Consider the following 15,645-nt stretch of genomic DNA (forward strand, 5'->3'; position numbering starts at 1 on the left):
CGGCGATCATTTCAGCACCTGCTGCAAATCGACGATATCGACGCCCTGCATCTGCCCCAGCAGGCCGTCGAACCAGGGTTTGTGCGCACGCCCGACGATCGACAGCACCCGCACGCCGGGCCGCTCTCGGAAGGTCGCGTGGATGTTGGCGACCATGCGCAGATTACGCACTTCCCAGCCGGTGACGTACATCCGTCCGTAATGCTGCGTCGAGGGGTCGCGCAATGCGGCGGCGAAGTCCGCTTGAATGACGGTACGCAGCACGTCAGGGCGATTGATGAAGCGGTACAGCGCCAGCATGTCGCCGCGCTTGGTGAGAGCTTCTTCTTGCTGGTGTATCGGCGCCGCCTTTGCTTCGGCCGCCTTCCACGCCGCTTGCACCGTTTTCCAGAGCGTCTCATCTTCGGCCGCATCGACATCGACGTAGTCGCCGGTGTGATCGTCCGTGGCGTATACGCGTTGCAGCCCCAACCGGGCGGCCAAACTCGCGGCGATCTGATAGCTTTCGTTCCGTCGCGTCACGAGTTTTTCGAGCGACGCGACCAGCGCGTCGTCCAAGCCGTCGCCGGCACGACGTTCTGCCGCGGGCAGCTGCAGCCATTGCACCAGGGCCGACGCATCGTCGTCGGCGGCCAAGAACAGCATCGCCAACCGCCGGCGCTGTTCCGGCGCGGGCTTCGCCGGCCAATCCTTCGACAGCTTGCGCACCTCGGCGATCGCCGCGGGCACGTCCAGGCCCGTGGCGGCTTTCACCGTCGCGGTCCCGTGACAGTACCGCGGCATTCCATCCGGATACATGGATGGATGACGCGCGATGTAATCACAGGCTTCGCCCGAAAGCTTTTCGATGGTGATGATATCGGGCTTGAAGGCGGCCAGCCGGTCGATCACGGGCGCCAGCGTCTCCGGTTTGAAACCTTCGGGCAGCTGCGATAGATGCACCGAGCCCAGCACCAGCACCTGCGTGCGCGGCCCGGCCATGCCCTCATCGAGCACCGACAGGTCGACCCGGGGCCGGGCCATGTCGGCGTTCGTGCACCCAAGGGCCAATAGCGCCAATAAGCCCAATACGGCATTGCGCCCGAACATGCTTTGCTCCCCTCAGAAAGGATCCACCGTGCGACTTAGCGCAGGTCGCCGGTGCGAGCCAGTTGTGATTCTCTGCGCATGGCCCCGCGCGGCGCCCGCCGGCATCGCGTGCGTGCGGCCATCGTTGCGGGGACACCTTCGCAAAGCGCCGTCCGAGCCGCGGCGCCAGGCGCCACGGCCCTCACTCGATCAACCCAGCGCTCAACTGCGGTATGCCGGAGGAACCGAATGGATCTCCGCGGTGGGGCCCGGAAGGGCAGCGGCACCTCCCGGTAGGAGAGCTTGGGCCGCGGCAACGACGTTGAGCGACTCGCGGAGCAACTGGCGCCGCGTATTCCGCGAAAACCTGTTCGGGGGTCTCGATCAAGAGATGGGCATCTTAGAGCAAGGAGGCCCTCTTCACCGCCTGCCTCGAGCATTACCTCGTGCACCGAAGCGCTGAAGCGTCTCATCAAGAAGAACGTGGAAGCGGAGAAGAGCACCGTCGACCCCGACGCGGTTTGCGACGTGGTCGTCTTATTGTTTACGGGACTCTGCATGGCGGGAAATCTTCCCGAGGGCCGCAAGCATCTCGAACGGGTGCGCCACATCATGCGGGTGCTGCGCGCGGCGTGAAGGGGCTAGGACCTCGTTGTCGCGGTTGGTCTGCCGCTTCGTGAGCCCACCTGGAACGACCTTCCGCGACCGGTCATCGCTTGAGATGGGGGGAAGCTCATGTTTGCCAAGGCGAAGTATGTCGTTGGGATCTCGGCGGCGCTCGGGGCCAATTCAGGGACGGGGTCGCTTGGAATGGTCGACATCGGCTTGCTGGACCATCATGACTGCGTTGCCAAAGGCGTCAACGAAGCCGGCGCCGTCGTGGGCCAATGCCAACGTTCCGACGGTACCCTCGTGCCGACGTATTGGGCGCCGAGTGCGCAACCCGTGGAACTGCGCCCGCTCGAGCAAGGCCGTCCATGTGAAGTCGCCGCCATCAACGATGCGGGCGTCGCCGTTGGGAAGTGCGAATTCGGCGATGAAGGCGAGACCATCGCCGTGCGCTGGGCATCGCTGCCGAATGGTCCGGCCGAGCGACTCCATCCGCGGTATCCCGACGTGCAGTCTTTCGCGACCCTCGTCAATCCACGCGGGACCATTGCTGGCGGGAGTGTGGCCGAGGATGGCACGGTGCATCCGGTGATTTGGACGGCGGGCGCGATAACGGCCACCGTTCTTCCAGATCCTTCCGACTCGTCACCCCCTGCAAGGCCAGGGATAAAAGGTACAACGTGCCGCATCACCGACATGACCGACGAGGAAGCACCCGCCATCGTCGCCGTTTGTGACTTGCCCCTGAGGGGATTGGTCGGCGTACGCTGGACCCCGGCATCTCCCTCGTACCCCATTTCCGAGTTGCCCATCCCCGAAGGGACGTTCGGCTGCTTGCCCGCCGCCATCGACAAGCAACGGCAAGTGGCGGGCACGTGCGTCACCGTCGATGGGAGTGTGGCCGTCCGGTGGCATTCGAACGGTACCGATATGGTCGTCCTTTCCAATGTCCTTGGCGCTGCGGAGCCTCCACAGCTTTCCGTACGCAGTATGAATGCGGCCGGTACCATTGCGGGCAATTACGTCACGAACAAAGGATTCACGCGCGCGTTCGTTTGGCAACCGGTCGATGGGGGCGGCGCGGCACAGCAAGGTACCGACCTCGGCACACTCGGAGGCGCCTCGACGCGTGCATTCGCCATCGGCGACGATGGCCTGATCGGTGGCACGGCGCAAAACGACCGCGGTATGGACGAAGCCTTCGTGTGGAATTCGGCCACGCGACAGCTTTCGAGCCTTGGCAATCTCGGCGGCTTCACCAGCACCGTCACGGCCATGAGCGAGCGCGCCCAGATTGCGGGAGACGCCGAGGCGGCAGACGGGCGCACGCACGCGTTCATCGCGAAGGAAGGCGCCCTACCGCCGCCGCCCATCGGATGCAACTCCGCACTCGAGGGCACGCCAAAGCGCGAGACGCGACAATAGCCGTAAATGTTGCATGCCATGACGTTGCATGTTGCAACGTGCAACGCCGGGAACGATGCGACCGGCGGAGCTCTCGTTCTTCGTTAGGACCCTGTACCAAACGTACCGAGCGTACCGCCCGCGATACTTGGTTTGGTACATGGATGACCGCGAACATTTCATGCACTGTATCGGCGAAGCCCATTGGCCCCGGTACACTCGTGAATTCGCTGGTGCCTTGTTCGCCGAATTTCCCAAGAATGTTGCGTCGGCATCAAGCTTGATACGTCCACGTCGGAGCCGCGCGTAGTCCATGCGTCTCCGTGTGATCACCTCATCCTAATAAATGACACTTCAGGATACTTCGAGGAGACTTATCATGATTTACCGATTCGCAATGGCGACGTTCCTGGCTTCTACATGCCTCATTGGCTGCGGCTCGAGCGTCGGAAACGACGAATCTATGGGCGCAGAAGGACAGAACGTCGCCGATTTGCCTTTGCAAACCGATACGACCCACCAGGTGTCCGGTCGACATTGTCGTGTCGTGCTCGAAAAGCTGGAACCGGGTGAAACGGAGTCCCGTGTCGCCGCCGACGAGTGCGTCGCCGACGAGAAGGACTTTACCTTGAATCCTGCCGCGAGCACCCTTCTGATGATTTGGTACGAACACCCATATTTTGGCGGCGAGTCACGAGCCATCTACGGCAACGCGGGACCGTGCGACTCGGCTGGGTACGGCGTTAGCGACGTTGGCGCGAACTGGTACTCGAGAATTTCGTCCTTCAAAGGCTTCAACTCGTGCAACGATATCACGGCGTTCGTAGGTACGAAATACACCGGGTACTGGGTGGGATGGGGAACCCACGCCGCCGAACTCGCGATTGGTGACGTCGGCCCCGACCTGGATAACAATATCCGCTCCTTCCGTATGCACTTGCACTGAGGAGCCTCGGCGCCGAAGCGGAAGTAAGCGACCCAGGGGGTCCACTCCCGGGTCGCTTGCTTTTGCCTAGGACTCGACCTCGGCGGTGAGTTCGATTTCGACGCAGGCGCCCAGTGGGATCTGCGCGACGCCGAAGGCCGAGCGGGCATGCTTGCCACGCTCGCCAAAGACGGCGGCGAGCAGCTCGGAGGCACCGTTGGTGACGAGATGGTGCTCGGTGAACTCGGGGCTGGAGTTGACGAGGCTCATCACCTTGACGATGCGGCTGATCTTATCGAGATTGCCGGTGTGCGCATGAAGGGTGGCGATGAGATCGATGGCCACGGCACGGGCTGCCGCCTGTCCTTCCTCCGTCGTCATCGTCTGGCCGAGCTTTCCAACCCAGACGCGACCATCGCGCTTGGCGATGTGACCTGACAGCAAGACGGTCTTCCCGGTCTGCGCGCTCATGACGTAGGACGCAGCGGGAGCACCGGCTGCGGGAAGCGTGATGCCAAGTTCCTCGAGCTTATCGTAAACGGACATTTCGTTGACTCTCCATCGTCGGTTATCCGGGCATGGCGACCCGCTTCTCTTTCATACAGGATCGACGGGCGAGATCGGCGTCCCTCCTGCCTCGATGGCCTCGCCCGCACGAAACAGCAGATCTTCACGGAAATGACCCGCGACGATCTGCACACCGACCGGAACGGAGCCGACCATGCCCGTCGATACGGTGAGGCCCGGCAAGCCCAGCGCTGGCAAGGCTCTCATCGTGAGCTGAGCCTCCCACACGCGTCGAAACCCTTCTTCCCCCTTCAGATCGAGGTCGTCGGGGAATGGCAATTCCCCCGAAACCGGAAGCAGGAGGACCGGATATCGCGTTAGGAACAAGCGCCATTCGCGCGTCAACGTGGTTCGCCGCACCAGCGAACCGTTGACGGCATCGGCGGGCATGGCCTGGACCCTGGGGCGGACGGCCGCAACGATGGCGAGTGCGGCAGGATCGCCGTCCCGCGCGACGGCGTCGGCGAAGGCTTCGAACCCGTCGCCCAGCCATAGTCGTTCCTGCACGTCGGCGGCATCGCGAATCAAGGGCGTGTCCTCGATCTCCTCGACCGACCAACCCGCGTCGGCCAAGCGACGGCCCGCCTCTCTCAGCGCCGCCTCGACCTCGTGGGCAATCTGCATTCCTCCTGGGCGCAGACAAAGCGCGGCGTGCAGTGGTCGATCCGGCCCCTTCAAGGGCGCGGGCACCCACCATGGATCGCGGGGATCGGGCGCGGACATCGCCGCGAGCGCGATACGCAGATCGTTCACCGTGCGCGCGATGGGGCCGGCGGCGGACATCAGCTGCGGGCCGATGGGGCGCTCGGGCGAAGATGCGTTGAAGGCGGGAACCCGGCCGAAGGAGGGGCGCAGCCCATGGACGCCGCACGCGTATGCCGGGTAACGAAGGGACCCGCCGATGTCGGTGCCGAGGGCGATGTGCCCGATGCCCGCCGTCACCGCGGCCGCCCCACCTCCGGTCGATCCTCCCGGGGTGATGGATGGATCCCGGGGATTGAGCGTCTTGCCATGGACTTGATTGCTGGTGAACCAGCGCAAGGCGAACGTCGGTGAATTGGTCCGGCCGAGCAGCACGGCGCCGGCTCGAACGAGGTTGTCGACCACGGGACTGTTCGCTTGTGCGATCAGGTTTTCCTGCAGCCGCGTGCCGTTCGTGGTGGCGAAGCCCGCTTGATCGACATTGATCTTCACCGTCACCGGGACGCCCGCGAGAGGGCCGGGATCCTCGCCTCGGGCCAGTGCATCGTCCACCTGGGTGGCCTGCGCCCGGACCCACTCCGGACGGTGCGCGATGACGGCATGAATTTTCGCGTTGACCGCGTCCAGTCGATCGAGCGCGGCGTCCGCCGCCTCCCGAGCCGAGACCTCGCGGCTGCGAATGCGGTGGGCAAGTTCGGCTGCGGGTAAACGCCAGAGTTCAGTCACGACTCCTCCAGTGGAAAGCCGAGCATAGGCTCGTTCGGGTGGACGAAAGCTACCAGGTACCCGGGACTACGCGTCGCGCCAAACGGAGTTTCGCCCCTCCTCGCTTGGGCTGGTGTTTGCTACGAGGGGCGGTGCGCGCGGCGAGCTGGTGGTTACTCTGCTGCGGGGAAAGGGAAACGAGGCAGCCATGAAGACGCCGAGAACTTACAGCGCCAGTTGCCACTGCGGCTCGACTCGCTTCAGGTTTACGGGTGAGGAGATCCGCACCGGGCTCAGATGCAACTGCTCGATCTGCATCCGCAAGGGCATGGTCGTGTCCTCGAACTACATCCGCGCATCGGAGGTCGAGGTGGAAGGGCAGGAGCATCTGGCGCTCTACCAGTTTGGGGACAAGTGCATGAACCACTTCTTTTGCCGCACGTGCGGAATCGCCCCATTCAGCCGAGTGGCATCACTCCCTCCTGACTACACCGGGCAAGCGAGACTAGGGGATTACCGGGTGAACTTGGGATGCGTTCACGACCTGGATGCACTCAACCTCGATATCGAGGTCATTGACGGCAGATCCTTTTAGGACCGCCTCGTATTAGAAGTTCACACTCAGAAGCGGCACGGTGACGGAGGTGGGCACGCGCACCGTCGTGTCTTTGACGCTTTCAGGGGCGGCGGGAACCGGCGCGCGTGGCGTCACCGTTTGGTACGTCGTCGACGGACGACGCGAAAGGAGCAGCTCTACGAGGCCGCCGGCGAGCAATCCTCCGCCACCAAAGAAGGTGCCTGCTGCGGCGATCACGTAATCCTCACCGCTTTCTTCGGATCGGAGGTCGTCGTTCGAGGCCGCCACCGCCAAGAATACGGATGCCGCGAGGGCCACGCTTCCCAGAACGATGCCCACGATGCCAAGCACGCGTCCGCGCCCCCGACGCTCACCGCGCCGGACGGCATCGCGTATGGGCAAGTCGACGCGTTCGCCGGCGCGGGCCTCGATGGCAAATTCCGTGGTCGTATTCTTCGAGCGCGTGCGAAGCCTCGTGGTCGGCACAATCAAGGCGGCACAAGGCGATACGCAAACCGGAATCCAGCCACGGACCGAATCGTAATACTCGATGGGGGCCGGGTGCTCGGCATATTCCGCGACGACCAGAATGCGCTCTGCCGCGAGATCGGCGTGCGCCGGCCTCGGAACGAGCTGTGCCAGGACGAGAACACCAACGAAGACGAGCGTTCGCCACATGCCGTGCCTCCCCACCGGGACGAAAACCCGGCGCGAGAAGCATCCTGTCGCGAACGCTGCACGCTCTCAAATGACACCAGCTGACAACGGTGCACGTGTCAAGGATCGGACGTGGCATCGAGCTCACACGGCTCGTACGGAAAGCGAAAGGTAAACGTCCAATCAGAGCTCACCGCCTTGCCCCTATACGAGATAGGCCTGTATCGGCGCGCGTAGAGATTTGCCAGAATGCCATCTTCCACCCATGGCAACGTTGCGATGAAGTGGCATCCGGTTAGCGGTCCCGCTTCCGTGACGGTGCACCGAACCAGGACCAATCCTGCGACACGCTCGGAGATGACCTGAGCCGGAACTCGAATTCGTTCGTCCCCCTCGAGCAGTCTCGGAGTGTTTCGGTTTCCGAAATGCAGCATGCACACGAAACAGCGTCCAGGTGCACGTGGGTTTTGCATCTTCTGCGTGACGAGGTTCGTGGAGATGAACGGATTGTTGCAGTCAATCTCCGTCCGAGCCTCGTTCTCTTCGCAAGACAATGGGAATGGCGGAGGTTCAGGTTCCGGTCTCGGCCCGCAGCGGTAGTAAAGACCCGTGGCGTCCGGGGGCGCTACCGTCCAAGGATCGCCGGCCTCTCCGGAATGGCCCCCGCGCGGCGCGAGCGCAAACACCAGCAGCCAGATCCCTGCGGTGAGAAGTGCGAAAATCAGCCCGCCGCCCCACAATTTCCGCGAGGGCTCGTCCGTGTTCGGGGGATGCCAGGGGTCACGGTAGACCATGCCAAATCGTTGGACGGAGGGATGTACGTAGTATTCCACTTCGAAATGACTTCGCCCCGCTCTACGAGTGGGCGCCCGCCCACCTGGCGCCCACTTGGTAAAATTGGCGCGGTTCGCTCCTATGGATCAGACGAAATGAGTGCCAGCACTTTCATCTTCGGCGCGACGGCAAGCGCCACCTATGCATACGCGGCGTTCACCAGCTCGGATGCTCGATTCCGAGAGGGGCAGGTCGTTCCCTACGCTCCGCGCGTGGTCCTTCGCGAAGACATGTATCTGCACGGCGAAGTCACGAAGCTTGGCGCGAGTTCGAGCTCGGGGTGAGTGCACTCAACTTGTTGAACCTTCATTATTACGATAGCCAATACGTCTATACATCCAACTTCGAGAAGCAATCTCAGGTCCCGCCGCCTTCGTCGAACGTTCTCGTCGCACCGCCGACCAGCGTGTTCGTCACGCTGCAAATTCACCTCGAGCCCGCCGAACGCGAGTCACAATACGAATCCGGATCGGCCTCTGCGCCGTCCACGCAAATGTGAACGAATCGAAGCGTCAGCCGACGGAAAAACGACACGATGTGAACGTCCTGGTCAAAGTAAACGAAGGATTTACAGCCGGATCCTCCTACGCTCGGTCGCGCGCGACAAAATGCCAAATAGCCGCCAATGTGCAAACTTGATGGCACGACCCGTGGCAATGAACGCCTCAGTCGTCTATACATGACCCACGCTTCGAATCATTCGAGGTAGTGACCAGTCAGGAGAATAGAGATGAACGCGAAGAATCAGGCGCTCGGCGTCGTCCTTGGAGCCGTGTTTGCGATGATCGTTCCCGGTTGTAGCGAAGGCGCCGAGGTGGCGGAACAAGACACCACGAACGCCACGTCGGACGAGGTGACGATTCAGCAGACGGAGTTTCGTACGTATGACTTGACAAATTACGGCGGGACCAATGAGGGCATTGGCGGCGCATCGGGCTGCAACAACCTCGGCTCCACCGCCGGATTGGTATCCTCGTTGAAAATCAAAGATGGGAATTACAAGTTTTACGCCCGCAATGACTGCCAGGGCGGATTCCTTGGCCTTACGGGGCCAAGAGACATCGCCAATCTGGCCGACTTCGGCTGGGACAATAGGATCCGTTCGGTCAAGGTTACCGGATCCTGTGAAACATGTCGCTGACCTCGATCGTTCGCATCGGAGCCTTCGCGCACCTGCCTTGACACATTCCTGCCCCTGAACGGCGATCACGAGCGCACGCCATTCGATCCAAAACGGCGAAACGGGCTGCACCGGCGCGACGCTCTGATCCGCTTTCTAGCGCGCGACGAGTGATGCGTGGCCAATGGCGTCGAGTTTCTCGTGCACGCCGAGGATCGCGGCATACGAGCGCGGCGCTATGGCGGACACCTTCGGGGAGGTGCCGGACGGGCGCGTGGTGGGCCTGCCCGATGTGTAAAGCCAGGTGTCGAACAACGGACGCAAGGACTTGCCCGAGATTCGTTCCGACAAGGCGATGAACGCGTCCGTGGTGGCGTTGCCGTACCGATTCTGCCGCAACCACGTGCGCAGGATGGTGAAGAATGCCTCGTCTCCCACAGCGTGGCGCACCGCCTGGAGCGTCATAGCACCGCGCTGGTACACGGCAGCGTGGAAGTGCGTGTCGCCGCCGGGGCTCGGATCTCCGGGGAGAATCTGCCAGAACGGATCGTCGACTGGATGGGAATCGTAATGGTGGTCGGCGACATCCTGCGCCGTGCCATCGCCCACGTGCTCGGACCAAAGAAACTCCCCGTAGGTCGCGAAGCCCTCGTTCAGCCAAAGGTCGCGCCAGCGCATCAGGGAAACGGAGTCCCCGAACCACTCATGGGCAAGTTCGTGGACGATGAAGTAGTCGAGATACCCCATACCAAAGAGATCGCTGCCGTAGGTGGGCCGGGTCTGCGTCTCCATGCCGAACCTACCGCGCGCCACGATGCCGCCCTGCGCCTCGAATGGGTATTCGCCGAGCTTGCCGGAGAAGAAGTCGATGATGGCAGGCGTCTTGTTCACTAGGTTTCGCGCCAGCTCGGCGTCCGCGCCGAGATCATCGGCGTACGCGTTGACGAACGGTCTGCCGCTCGACGTTACGCCCGTCTCGATCTGGTACTGCCCCATCGCAATGATGGTCGCATAAGAGACTTGCGGCCTGCTGCTGCGCCATTGCCAGCGCACCCACCCATCTTCGGGCGGGCTCTTTGCGATGAGTACACCGTTGGATATGGCTTCGTACCCATCGGGCACGGCGACGGAGACGTCGTACGTTGCCTTGTCCAAAGGATGGTTGTTGCACGGGAACCACCACTCCGCCGTAAACGGTTCGCCCGTCGACAGTGCGCCGCCTGCAGTCCTTCTCCACGCAGGGATCCACGCAACGTTCGACGTAACCTGGGAAGGAACGTCCTCGTAGTCCACGATGACGACCATCGTGGTGCCTTTGCGCAGTCCGATGGAGGGCTTCACGGCGAGTTCCCCGGCGGAGGATGTGAAGGCCGCGTCTCTCCCGTTCACCCGCACCGACTTCACCTTCAGTAGAAAGTCGAGATTGAAGCTGGACAGATCCTGCAGGGCGGTGGCCGTGATCGTGGCGGTGCCCGCGAGGAGATCGCTCACGGGCTCGTACTTCAGTCGAATATCGTAATGTGACACGTCGTAACCGCCATTGCCCAGATCGGGATAGTATGGGTCACCGATCCCCGAAGCTCCCGCGGCGCCGAGCGCTTCGTCGAGCAACGTGTTGTCCAAGGCTGTCGCCTGGAGCTTCTCCCCATCGCGGTCGTCTACACGGCCATCGCTGCTGCATGCCACCGTGCCGGCCATGGCCGTTCCGAGCGCAAGAATCCACGCACCGCGAATCGGAGAGCGATGGACGAAACTAGATAAGGTGTTGCCGCGTTGGTAATTGAATTCAATCATCTCGAGGTCATGCAATGAATCGCATCAGTGCGCTATATGAATTTCAACAAAGTGACCATTTGCGTGAATGCGACCCATTTTGCTGTTCATGATTTCGCACGAACGGTGGATCCAGAGAACCAGAAGCTCACACCTCGGTCCGACGCAAAGCGAGAGAGGTCGTGGGGCGATAGATTCACGTGCGTTGGGTAGCCAATCGCGAGGTGTGCGCGTGACGTGTCGATGATGAAATGATGGCCAATCCAAAGAACGACCGCGCGGGGCGGCCGAGTTGAACGCTACCTTTGGTTCACCCCGCCCCACTTGAAAAGGGAATAAGGCGGCAGAAACCACGTGGGCTCGAACTCCAAGCCGAATACGAGCTCGCTCGCGTGCGCGGGCTCGTCGGTGGTTCGCACGGCGGCGAAGAGGCGTGCACCCGAGGCGAGCGCGAAGGTTCGAGGATTCAGGGCGTCGTGCTCCGGATCGTCGCGCCCGGGCACGTAGCGCACGCCCCAGGTGAACACGCCGACGAGGTGCGACGAGCCGTCCGAGCCATGGCCGCCACCGGCGCGTACGGCGAAGGTGCCCCATCGTGCGTGCCGCACCTGGCCGAGCGAAAACGCGAGGCCACCTTCCCCACGAACGCGGTCGAGCGTCGTCTCCATGGCGCCCCACGGGCCGAGGCGGATTTCGAAGCGACCACCGTAGGCCTCCGGTCGTCCGAAGGTCGCGAAGCCGAAGGTGACGTCCCCTCCGCCACCCAAGGATGGAATCGCGCGATTCGGGCCGTCCACCATTCGGGCCCCACCGGCCACGAAGATCCATGGCGCAAGTTCGAGGGTTGCCGGCGCGACCAACTCGTGGGGCCCTGCCACATCGTCGACGGACCGGCCGGCGTTCGTGCGTGCAACGACTTGAATGAACCCGTCGCGAAAGCGACGCGCGTAGAATGGTCCTCGGATCCTCATGACGGATTGCCGACCGCGGGAGCGCAGTCCGTCCATATCGTAGATGCGCGGCGAGGCCGGAGGACAGAGATGGTCTCGGTCGAACCCGCGCCAGCAGATTCGCGCGGCATCTCCGCTCGAGAGCTCCACGTCTCCATCGACGAAGACCATCGTGCCTTCGGGGCGCGTGAGCGCGGCGGGGATCGAGAGCCGCGGCCACTCCTCGGGCCAGAGGCCCTGGGCGACGACGGAACGGCGACGGTGTGATCGATCGATCGGCCGCTGCGGAATGTCGCGCAGCCGGCCTGGTATGCGCTCACCGACCTCCACCCGTTCCGGCGATCCTTCGAGCCGGCGTGCGGCGTAGGTGTCGAGATCCTGTGCGCGCGTCGGCAACGAGGCCACGGAAGGGCAGTCGCTCTCGCCGAAGCAATATTGGTATCTCTCGTCACCCCATCCCTCGTTACCGAGAACGCGACCGTGCGCGTTCCAAACGAACCTATGCCGGAAAGACTCCTGATCGGACACCCACGGAACGACAACCGCGAGCCCCGCGGGGTAAGGTTTGGCGAGAAACGGCACGACGAGCGAGACGGCATCGTCCAGGCCCCGAACGACCCACACCGGCGTGCCATCACCGAGCGTGTCCGGCCTCATTTCACCGCGCGGCGGCAATGGAAGGACGCGCGACACCGGCGGCACGGCCATATGGATGCTATCCGGCGGAACGGCGCGCACCTTCGTCGACGTTGCCGTTTGGCACGACACGATGAAGGGAAGCACCGCAACCCAACGGCGGGCAGTGTCCACCGAGAAGCCATCCTTCTCTCTTGAAGCGCATGATCTCAAGTTCGGAGTTGAGACGCCGCTGCCCGCGCAAACATTGGGTGCAATTTCATCGAGCCGACACCCGAACCAGGGTCTTGCCGATGTTCTTTCCGGAAAGCATGTCGGCGAGCCCCTGCGGTGCACGTTCGAGACCCTCCACGACGTTCTCGCGGTACTTGATTCGGCCCGAGCAAGGTGCGCAGGTTCGGCCCCGGGCGTGCCGTGGGATCCTCGTATTCGGAAATGAGCCCGCACACGGTAACCCGCCCATATTCGTTCAGGAGCGGCCACACGGCGGCGAGCACGTCGCCGCCCACGTTCTCGAAGCACACGTCCACGCCGTGGGGGCATGCACGCGCCAGTTCTTCGGCGATGGCATCGGAGATTTACGTCGCGCCCAGACCATCGTCGTCGCGGGATGGCGCGACGTCGAGGAGACTCCACCGGCGCCCCTCCTCGATGCGATCCGCCGTGCGGCGGACCGCGGTGCACGTCTCGTTTCGATATGCACGGGCGCGTTCGTGCTCGCGGCCGCCGGTGTTTTGGATACCCTTCGCGCGACCACGCATTGGCGCTACGTCGATCGGCTGCGCGAGCGATATCCAAAGATTACGGTCGAGCCCGACGTGCTCTATGTCGACGAGGGTCGAATTCTCACGTCCGCGGGACTCGACCTTTGCTTGCACATCGTGCGGTGCGACCACGGCGCGAAGATCGCCGACGCCGTGGCACGCCGCTTGGTCGTGCCGACGCATCGCGAAGGAGGTCAGGCACAGTTCGTACCCAAACGGGCGTTCCGGCGATGATCCGATTTGGATGACATCCGGCTAAAAGCCGAGCTGCGCGCTCGCTACGCGTTGCAGCGACAGGGCGACGTTCGGGGCAATGCCAAGTTCGTGCGCGGCGTGCTCTCCCTCGCCGAGCGAGAGCGGATCGCGACCGGTGATGCTCCCGAATTGCAGCAGGGCATCGAGGTACGAGCCGTACTTGCTCGCATGCGTGGAGTCGACCCACCACAGGTTGACCGGGTCGCCCGGCTGCTCGACGGTATAGACGCCGTTGGCATCGTAGAAGGCACCGGTCCGGACGAGGTTTTGATCCACCGCGCGCTGAAAGGCATCGCCAACCGGGATGACCCTGACGAACTTCGGATTTGCGGCTGCCGCGGCGGCGACACTCGCGCGCAGGTCGGCGGTCATGCCGTCGAGGCTCGTGTAGTAAAGGGTTGCGTCGCCCCCGCTGCTGGATTTGTCGACGATGGGCGATCCCGTCGGTGAGCTTTTGTCCGGGGTGGTGATCTTGTGGGCGAAGACCATGTCGGGCCGGGCCCAGGTCTCGGTGAGATAAACCTTGGTCGCGGGGCTGGCGTTCGGGTTTGCCGGAATGGTGCGCCTCGTGGTGCACTGGTCCTCCGACAGGCGGGCCGCCGTACAGGCTTCCAGACTGCCAAACAACTGCGCCTCGGTGTAGGTTTGCGCGGCGCCTTCGTGGATGAAACGCTCGAATTGATTCGCGTAGGCCTTGAAGGATGCAAGATTCGCGTTTTTACCCTTGCCCGGAGGAAGGGGCCCGTCGCTCAATTCCTGGAGGACGACGATGTCCCAAGTTTGCGACGCGACATTGCCGCGTAGGTCCCAATCGTTGTTCGCGGTGTTGAGGAAGTGCCCGCGTAGCGACGCCGCATTGCGTGTCGAGATCGAGACGTCGTAGTCGAGACCCGCCTGCACCGTCATCGCCTTGAAGATTCCCGGGACCCCGCCCCACGGATGCGGCTCCCACGGGTTCGTTCCCGTGGGGTTTGCGGCGGCGAAGCTCGCCGTCAGATCGTGCACATTGGGGGCATTGTATGTCATGACGGGATCGAGCCGGCCGAAGGTGTAGCTGTTCCCCACGAAGAGGATCTTCAGGGGCTTGGCGGGCTGGGATGGGGGAGGGGGCGGCGGCGGCGGCGGCGACGACGGCGGTGGCGACGACGAATCGTCCGAGTTGCAGCCGAAGATGGCCGCCGCGGCGAGCATGATGGCCAGATGAGCGAGCGAGCATGTGCGGATCATGGGTGATGTCTCCCGAACGAATTGGAATGGGCTCGTACGACGGCTCGTGGGCGTGACGGAGGAATCTTTGCACGTGGGAATGCGGCTCCCTGCCCGATAACCCGCGAGCGGGTGGTCGGACGGAAGCGATGCGTCAATTGGTTCTGCAAATGCCTCGCGGGCGGCGCGGAGCGGTGGGAGAAGCGCCATCGAAGTACGAGGCAGTGAGCTCGCTTCACGCCGTGGCAACTCGCATGTTTCGTGCCGATGTTGCCCGTGTGTCGGAATGCGTTTCCTACACGTCATTTCGCGCAATTCGAGCGCGCGCGCATCGGCAAATATCCGCCGATCCCACCGACGTGTCGGCAAAGATTCGCTTATCGGATTGTCTGCGCGCTCTCCTCCCGATGGAGGGCTCGTTCGAATCCTGGGGGACTCAGCGTCGAACGGCTGTCTCGTTGCTGACGGCGAGCGCGCTGGCCCGCGTGAGCTCGATCGGCCGAACCTCGAAGGTCAGGCCGCAGGCCAAGCAAGGGTTCTCGGCAGCCAGCGCGCAGGCCTCTTCGAGGCTGGAGGCGAGGATGAACCAATAGCCGCCGATCACTTCTTTGGTTTCGGCGAACGGCCCATCGTTCACGCCTTGCTTCGAGACGAGTCTGCGTTCGACGCCAAGCCGTTGTCCGGCGCGCATCCGACCTTCGCGAACGGCGCGCTCATGCCAGGCGTAGAATGCATCGATGGCGCCTTGTATTTCGTGCGGCGATTTGTCTTCATCCCAGCGCCCGCGGGAGAGCACCAGATACTCGGAGACCTGTGTGTCCTTGCTCATGTTCGACGCTCTCTGCAGACGCAGACTGCGCGGCAGCATAATCGTGAACTTGGCCCTCGGCAAC

The 15,645-nt window shown here is 63.1% G+C and carries 16 protein-coding genes; 8 read left to right on the top strand and 8 right to left on the bottom strand.

Annotation, left to right across the window (positions count from 1 at the left end; genetic code table 11):
- Positions 1 to 6 precede the first annotated feature (6 nt).
- Positions 7 to 1,089 carry a DUF5694 domain-containing protein gene (locus LVJ94_48520; GenBank protein WXB04727.1) on the bottom strand — a complete coding sequence of 361 codons (1,083 nt, stop codon included), beginning with the start codon at positions 1,087 to 1,089 and terminating at the stop codon, positions 7 to 9.
- 462 nt (positions 1,090 to 1,551) lie between these two features.
- Between LVJ94_48520 and LVJ94_48525 the strand changes: the two genes are divergently transcribed.
- The 3 genes from LVJ94_48525 to LVJ94_48535 all read left to right on the top strand — a co-directional run bounded on the left by LVJ94_48525 (position 1,552) and on the right by LVJ94_48535 (position 4,027).
- Complete coding sequence (locus LVJ94_48525; protein WXB04728.1) at positions 1,552 to 1,704, top strand: hypothetical protein; 153 nt, start codon at positions 1,552 to 1,554, stop codon at positions 1,702 to 1,704.
- Positions 1,705 to 1,803: 99 nt separating this feature from the next.
- Positions 1,804 to 3,102 carry a hypothetical protein gene (locus LVJ94_48530; protein WXB04729.1) on the top strand — a complete coding sequence of 433 codons (1,299 nt, stop codon included), beginning with the start codon at positions 1,804 to 1,806 and terminating at the stop codon, positions 3,100 to 3,102.
- A gap of 325 nt (positions 3,103 to 3,427) precedes the next feature.
- On the top strand, positions 3,428 to 4,027 hold the full coding sequence (locus tag LVJ94_48535; GenBank protein WXB04730.1) for a hypothetical protein: 600 nt from the start codon (positions 3,428 to 3,430) through the stop codon (positions 4,025 to 4,027).
- A 66-nt stretch (positions 4,028 to 4,093) separates the two neighbouring features.
- Here the strand turns inward: LVJ94_48535 and LVJ94_48540 are convergent, their stop codons facing one another.
- Both LVJ94_48540 and LVJ94_48545 read right to left on the bottom strand, forming a co-directional pair.
- Positions 4,094 to 4,552, bottom strand: coding sequence for a RidA family protein (locus tag LVJ94_48540; protein ID WXB04731.1), 459 nt, complete (start codon positions 4,550 to 4,552; stop codon positions 4,094 to 4,096).
- Positions 4,553 to 4,603: 51 nt separating this feature from the next.
- A complete protein-coding gene (locus tag LVJ94_48545) occupies positions 4,604 to 6,001 on the bottom strand; it encodes an amidase family protein (protein ID WXB04732.1) in 1,398 nt (465 codons plus the stop codon).
- Positions 6,002 to 6,188: 187 nt separating this feature from the next.
- On the opposite strand from LVJ94_48545, the gene LVJ94_48550 reads away from it, so the two are divergent.
- Complete coding sequence (locus LVJ94_48550) at positions 6,189 to 6,575, top strand: GFA family protein (protein WXB04733.1); 387 nt, start codon at positions 6,189 to 6,191, stop codon at positions 6,573 to 6,575.
- Positions 6,576 to 6,587: 12 nt separating this feature from the next.
- Here the strand turns inward: LVJ94_48550 and LVJ94_48555 are convergent, their stop codons facing one another.
- Positions 6,588 to 7,235 carry a hypothetical protein gene (locus LVJ94_48555; protein WXB04734.1) on the bottom strand — a complete coding sequence of 216 codons (648 nt, stop codon included), beginning with the start codon at positions 7,233 to 7,235 and terminating at the stop codon, positions 6,588 to 6,590.
- Between the two features lie 908 nt (positions 7,236 to 8,143).
- Between LVJ94_48555 and LVJ94_48560 the strand changes: the two genes are divergently transcribed.
- The 3 genes from LVJ94_48560 (at position 8,144) to LVJ94_48570 (ending at position 9,189) form a co-directional block, all read left to right on the top strand.
- On the top strand, positions 8,144 to 8,332 hold the full coding sequence (locus tag LVJ94_48560) for a hypothetical protein (GenBank protein ID WXB04735.1): 189 nt from the start codon (positions 8,144 to 8,146) through the stop codon (positions 8,330 to 8,332).
- Positions 8,329 to 8,547: a hypothetical protein gene (locus tag LVJ94_48565; protein WXB04736.1), complete on the top strand. Its 219-nt coding sequence runs from the start codon at positions 8,329 to 8,331 to the stop codon at positions 8,545 to 8,547. Before LVJ94_48560 ends, LVJ94_48565 begins: the two co-directional genes overlap by 4 nt.
- A 231-nt stretch (positions 8,548 to 8,778) precedes the next feature.
- Positions 8,779 to 9,189, top strand: a complete 411-nt coding sequence (locus LVJ94_48570) for a beta/gamma crystallin family protein (GenBank protein ID WXB04737.1) — start codon at positions 8,779 to 8,781, stop codon at positions 9,187 to 9,189.
- Positions 9,190 to 9,324: 135 nt separating this feature from the next.
- Here the strand turns inward: LVJ94_48570 and LVJ94_48575 are convergent, their stop codons facing one another.
- Positions 9,325 to 10,962, bottom strand: a complete 1,638-nt coding sequence (locus LVJ94_48575; protein ID WXB04738.1) for a M1 family metallopeptidase — start codon at positions 10,960 to 10,962, stop codon at positions 9,325 to 9,327.
- Between the two features lie 278 nt (positions 10,963 to 11,240).
- The gene (locus LVJ94_48580) at positions 11,241 to 12,701 is read right to left on the bottom strand and encodes a hypothetical protein (GenBank protein WXB04739.1); all 1,461 of its coding nucleotides are present in this window, start codon (positions 12,699 to 12,701) and stop codon (positions 11,241 to 11,243) included.
- 119 nt (positions 12,702 to 12,820) lie between these two features.
- On the opposite strand from LVJ94_48580, the gene LVJ94_48585 reads away from it, so the two are divergent.
- Positions 12,821 to 13,525: a DJ-1/PfpI family protein gene (locus tag LVJ94_48585; GenBank protein WXB04740.1), complete on the top strand. Its 705-nt coding sequence runs from the start codon at positions 12,821 to 12,823 to the stop codon at positions 13,523 to 13,525.
- A gap of 21 nt (positions 13,526 to 13,546) precedes the next feature.
- On the opposite strand, the gene LVJ94_48590 is transcribed toward LVJ94_48585, so the two are convergent.
- Positions 13,547 to 14,773 (bottom strand): hypothetical protein, encoded by a 1,227-nt coding sequence (locus tag LVJ94_48590; protein ID WXB04741.1) that lies wholly within the window; start codon positions 14,771 to 14,773, stop codon positions 13,547 to 13,549.
- A 415-nt stretch (positions 14,774 to 15,188) separates the two neighbouring features.
- A complete protein-coding gene (locus LVJ94_48595; protein WXB04742.1) occupies positions 15,189 to 15,581 on the bottom strand; it encodes a YciI family protein in 393 nt (130 codons plus the stop codon).
- Positions 15,582 to 15,645 lie beyond the last annotated feature (64 nt).

The organism is Sorangiineae bacterium MSr11367, assembly GCA_037157805.1.
GTDB lineage: Bacteria > Myxococcota_A > Polyangia > Polyangiales > Polyangiaceae > Pendulispora > Pendulispora rubella.

Bases quoted from the DNA above. Each gene is read 5' to 3' on its own strand.
- LVJ94_48550 (WXB04733.1), top strand. From the start codon at position 6,189: ATGAAGACGCCGAGAACTTACAGCGCCAGTTGCCACTGCGGCTCGACT.
- LVJ94_48575 (WXB04738.1), bottom strand. From the start codon at position 10,962: ATGATTGAATTCAATTACCAACGCGGCAACACCTTATCTAGTTTCGTC.
- LVJ94_48520 (WXB04727.1), bottom strand. From the start codon at position 1,089: ATGTTCGGGCGCAATGCCGTATTGGGCTTATTGGCGCTATTGGCCCTT.
- LVJ94_48595 (WXB04742.1), bottom strand. From the start codon at position 15,581: ATGAGCAAGGACACACAGGTCTCCGAGTATCTGGTGCTCTCCCGCGGG.
- LVJ94_48530 (WXB04729.1), top strand. From the start codon at position 1,804: ATGTTTGCCAAGGCGAAGTATGTCGTTGGGATCTCGGCGGCGCTCGGG.
- LVJ94_48535 (WXB04730.1), top strand. From the start codon at position 3,428: ATGACACTTCAGGATACTTCGAGGAGACTTATCATGATTTACCGATTC.
- LVJ94_48540 (WXB04731.1), bottom strand. From the start codon at position 4,552: ATGTCCGTTTACGATAAGCTCGAGGAACTTGGCATCACGCTTCCCGCA.
- LVJ94_48555 (WXB04734.1), bottom strand. From the start codon at position 7,235: ATGTGGCGAACGCTCGTCTTCGTTGGTGTTCTCGTCCTGGCACAGCTC.
- LVJ94_48570 (WXB04737.1), top strand. From the start codon at position 8,779: ATGAACGCGAAGAATCAGGCGCTCGGCGTCGTCCTTGGAGCCGTGTTT.
- LVJ94_48585 (WXB04740.1), top strand. From the start codon at position 12,821: ATGTTCTTTCCGGAAAGCATGTCGGCGAGCCCCTGCGGTGCACGTTCG.
- LVJ94_48560 (WXB04735.1), top strand. From the start codon at position 8,144: ATGAGTGCCAGCACTTTCATCTTCGGCGCGACGGCAAGCGCCACCTAT.
- LVJ94_48590 (WXB04741.1), bottom strand. From the start codon at position 14,773: ATGATCCGCACATGCTCGCTCGCTCATCTGGCCATCATGCTCGCCGCG.